General features: G+C 58.1%; 3 protein-coding genes and 2 pseudogenes. All 5 read right to left on the bottom strand.

Going from position 1 to position 4273, the window contains the following annotated elements; all coding sequences use genetic code 11:
• Window positions 1-232: 232 nt before the first annotated feature.
• Entirely contained in the window at window positions 233-703 is a 471-nt protein-coding gene (locus DQ405_RS24860) for a hypothetical protein (protein WP_168426397.1), read from the bottom strand.
• Window positions 704-1264: 561 nt separating this feature from the next.
• The gene (locus DQ405_RS24865; RefSeq protein ID WP_023911545.1) at window positions 1265-2803 is read right to left on the bottom strand and encodes an IS66-like element ISSal1 family transposase; all 1539 of its coding nucleotides are present in this window, start codon (window positions 2801-2803) and stop codon (window positions 1265-1267) included.
• Window positions 2804-2864: 61 nt separating this feature from the next.
• Complete coding sequence (tnpB, locus tag DQ405_RS27890; protein ID WP_146760192.1) at window positions 2865-3200, bottom strand: IS66 family insertion sequence element accessory protein TnpB; 336 nt, start codon at window positions 3198-3200, stop codon at window positions 2865-2867.
• 226 nt (window positions 3201-3426) lie between these two features.
• Window positions 3427-3582: pseudogene (locus tag DQ405_RS28810) on the bottom strand (transposase); the annotation flags it as partial.
• 124 nt (window positions 3583-3706) lie between these two features.
• Window positions 3707-4273 (bottom strand): annotated as a pseudogene (locus DQ405_RS24880) (molecular chaperone HtpG); the annotation flags it as partial.

Raw genomic sequence — 4273 nt, forward strand, 5'->3', positions numbered from 1 at the left:
CAAGCCCTGGTCATGAAGGATGAAGACAACGAGGTCACGGCCCAGCTGGCCGCGCCACGCAACAAAATGCGGCCTTCGGTTCATCGCAGTTCGCCGGTCAAATCGAACACATGCTCGGGCGAGAGGTGACCATCAAGCCACGCGGGCGACCGAAGAGGAACCGGGATAATAATTAGAGGAAAAATGTACCTGACCCTTTTTATTCCCACTTTTTATCTTTTCCTACTCTCGGCTAATCGAGTGCCTTGTAAATTTCGGCGCTTGGCAGGCTGTCATCTTCCACCCAATCGAGCCTGGCCGAAGCGGATTTCAATAGAGCAAGGTTCTTAGTCATCAGGTCAACAGCTTGGGCGTACTCTTGCTTCGCCTCGTCCTGCGACTGGCGCGCGGCATTAAACGCTTGACGGGCAAAATCATAACCATATCCGCCATCAGTATCCGCCAGTCGCCTTGCTGCCCGGAGCATTCGGGCGCTCGCCACACTATTGGATACGATCCCTTTTACGAAGCTGGAAATGCCCCTGGCTGTCTCCTGCCCTGCCCGCATATAGACCACCGCATCCTCTCTGCGATCAGCAGCGCCTCTGACGACTTGGGCCTTTAGGATGTAGCTGTCGACGTCCTGAATTTGCTTTTGTATTTTTATCCAATATTTCCTGTAGCGTAATGGAACTACCCGCTGCCCGGGCCTGCGCCAGCTCACTGAGCTGAGCAGTCGTCAGACGCACCAATTGCTCCAGCTCCGAACTTGCCGCTTTGGAACGTGACCAGCCGGTAGGCGCTGCCGAGCAACAGGACAACACAAGCACAGAAAGCCGCCTTTCGGAGCAGCCGATTTTTGGCCCAGGTGCGCGAAGGGTTTGCTCGTATTTCGGTGGTAACGCTAGACGATGCATCTCGCCAGGCCTGCGAAAGCGCATAAGGTAATCCACAAAAAGGACACTTCTCAGGGCTCGGCTTAGCCTCCTCAGGGCTTGTAACGTAGAGGCAGTTACCGCATTCCATGCGCGCTCGCCCTCTCGTATTTCCTTGGCCTAGCCACGGGACATGCGCCCCGGAAATCGATGATGTTCATCTCATCCCCCTCCTTCCCTTGCTGTCTTAAAGTAAGCGTCTAGCTAACTCACCTTGCGTATCTGTATCACAGGCTGCACGGGTAGCTGTATCACACGCTGAACGCTTACCGTGTATCACATCGTGAACGCCCAAAAAATCAGTGCGAGACTATTACGGGTAGGCTGTTTGGGGTGATACACCGCTGTGGTTACATGCCTGCTTCAGGCTGTATCCACTGATGCGGCAGCAGTTGACTGATTTCGCTTGCCCGCTGCGTTGGTAGCCGCATGAGCACGTCCTTCAGGTAGGCGTACGGATCGTGACCGTTGAGGCGTGCTGACTGGATCAGGCTCATGATCGCAGCCGCCCGTTTGCCGCTGCGTAGTGAACCGGCAAACAGCCAGTTCGAGCGCCCCAATGCCCAAGGCCGAATCTGGTTCTCGACCTGATTGTTGTCGATGGGCACGGCCCCATCTTCCAGATAGCGCGTCAGCGCTAGCCAGCGTTTTAGGCTGTAATCCAGGGCTTTTGCCGTGGCTGATCCATTGGGCACCCGATCACGCTGGGCCAGCATCCAGTCATGCAGCGCATCGAGGATCGGTGAAGACTTTTCCTGGCGTATTCGCCAGCGTTCTTCATCGCTCATGTGCCGTGCTTGCCGCTCGATTTCATACAGCCCGGCAATGGAGTGCAGCGCCTGTTCGGCTAACTGGCTTTTGTTCGCTGAGTGCAGATCGAAAAATTTGCGGCGGGCGTGGGCCATGCAGCCAATTTCGGTGATGCCCTGCTCGAAGCTGGCCTTGTAGCCGGCGAAGTCGTCGCAGACCAGTTTGCCATTCCACTGACCCATAAAATTGCGCGCATGCTCACCTGCACGGCTTGGGCTGAAGTCATAGACCACGGCCTTCAGGTCGGCGAAGGGTGTGGTGCAGTATGCCCAGACGTAAGCCCGGTGGGTTTTCTTCTCGCCAGGGGCCAGCATTTGCACGGGGGTTTCGTCGGCATGGATCACGCCTTGCGCCAGTACCGCCTCGCGCAGGGCATCGACCAATGGTTGGAGCTGTACGCCGGTTTGTCCGACCCACTGCGCCAATGTCGAACGCGCGATAGCCAGACCCGCACGGCCAAAGATCTTCTCTTGCCGGTACAGCGGCAGATGATCGGCGTATTTGGCCACCATGACATGAGCCAGCAAGCCGGCAGTCGGGATGCCCTTGTCGATCACCTGGGCTGGTACCGGCGCCTGGATCAATGTTTCGCACTGGCGGCAGGCCCACTTGCCACGCACATGCTGTTCGACGGTGAACACGCCAGGCGTGTAATCCAGCTTTTCGCTGATGTCTTCGCCGATGCGTTGCAGCGGGCAGCCGCAGGCGCATTGAGTGTTCTGCGGCTCGTGACGGATCACAGTACGCGGAAACTGGGCTGGCAGCGGCGCGCGCTTGGGCTGTTGGCGGGGTTCAGCCGGAGCCGCCGGAGGATTGAGGGTTTTCAGTTCCGCCTCGATGGCGGCGATGTCCGTGTCGAGCAAATCATCCAGCAGGCTGCCCTGTTCAGGGCTTAGTTGCTCGCTACGCTTGGCGAACTTGTGGCGCTTGAACCAGGCGATTTCGTGGGTGAGCTGCTCGATGATGGTTTGATCACGGTGGATCTTTTTGCCCATCGCATCGACCTGCGTGAGCAACTGGGCGGCCAGTGCGCGCAGTTGCTCAGGTGTTAGTTGGTCGAGATTGGGCAAGGAAGTCATGCCGCTGATTGTGCCAGAGCAGGCGATCCGCGCAGATAAAGCGATAGGCTAATGGCCGGCGCTACAGCATTGTGATCGCACCGGCTGCACCAGCCCGCTGCCAGGGTAAACCGAGCACCAAAGCCTGAAGCTGCTCGGTGTCGAGTTCAACCTCCAAGCCGCGGTGGATGCCTGGCCAGTGAAACTTGCCTTGGTTCAATCGCCGCGCGGCCAGCCAGATCCCTACACCGTCATGCACCAACACTTTCATGCGGTTGGCGCGGCGGTTGGCGAACAGATAAGCACAGTGCGGCTTCGCCGCACCGAATACCGCCACTACACGGGCCAATGCGGTTTCGGTGCCGGCGCGCATGTCCATCGGCTCGGTGGCCAGCCAGATGCGATCGATGCGAATCATGCGAGCAGCCCGCGCAGCAAGCGTGTACAGCCTTCGCCGTCCTGCACCGGCCAGTGCACCGACAGACTGCGGCGTGGTAGGGGATTTCGATTCGTATCGTCAGCTCTTCAGAGCTGGCCTGCTCTGAAGGCAGGATGCCGAGCGGCACAGGGATAAAGCGTGCAGATACGACCGGTAGCGGCTCGCGCTGCTTACGAATCCATTTATGCACCAGGTTGGCATTGAGCCCGTGGCTGAGCGCCACGCCGGCGACGGAAGCACCGGACTGGGCGCACTCTTCGATGACCTGGGCCTTGAAAGCCTTGGGGAATGTACGGCGCTGTCGAGACACGAAACCCTCCAGAAAGTGGCTTGAAATGGTGTCCACCAAAAATAGGTGCACACCATGCCGCTATCTGGAAGAAGCGGGGAGATGGGTTCGGCGGACGGTTACCRAAGACDAAGCHAACGATCAGCTGAAGCGAAAAAGGCCCGTCAGTGACGGGCCTTTTTTGCGGCAGATCAGGTTAAGCGGATAACTCAACCAGCAGCTTGTTGAGGCGCTGCACATAAGCTGCAGGGTCCTTCAAGCTGTCCCCTGCCGCCAAGGCTGCCTGATCAAAGAGGATGTGCGAAAGATCGGCGAAGCGGTCTTCATCCGGCTCGGCGTCGAGTTTTTCAATCAGCGGGTGTGCCGGATTGATCTCGAAGATCGGCTTCGATTCCGGCACCTTCTGTCCGCTGGCCTCGAGGATCTGGCGCATTTGCAAGCCCAGGTCTTGCTCACCAATCGCCAGAATTGCCGGCGAATCAGTCAGACGGTGCGATACGCGCACTTCAGCAACCTCATCGCCAAGCGCTGTCTTGAGACGCTCTACCAGGCCTTCCTTTGCTTTGGCGATATCTTCCTGAGCCTTCTTGTCCTCTTCGGAGTCCAGCTTGCCGAGGTCCAGGTCACCGCGGGCGACATCAACGAACTGCTTGCCATCGAATTCGGTCAGGTAGCTCATCAGCCACTCGTCGATACGATCGGTCAGCAGCAACACCTCGATACCCTTCTTGCGGAAGACTTCCAGATGCGGGCTGTTCTTGAC

It is taken from the genome of Pseudomonas sp. SST3 (assembly GCF_003325755.1).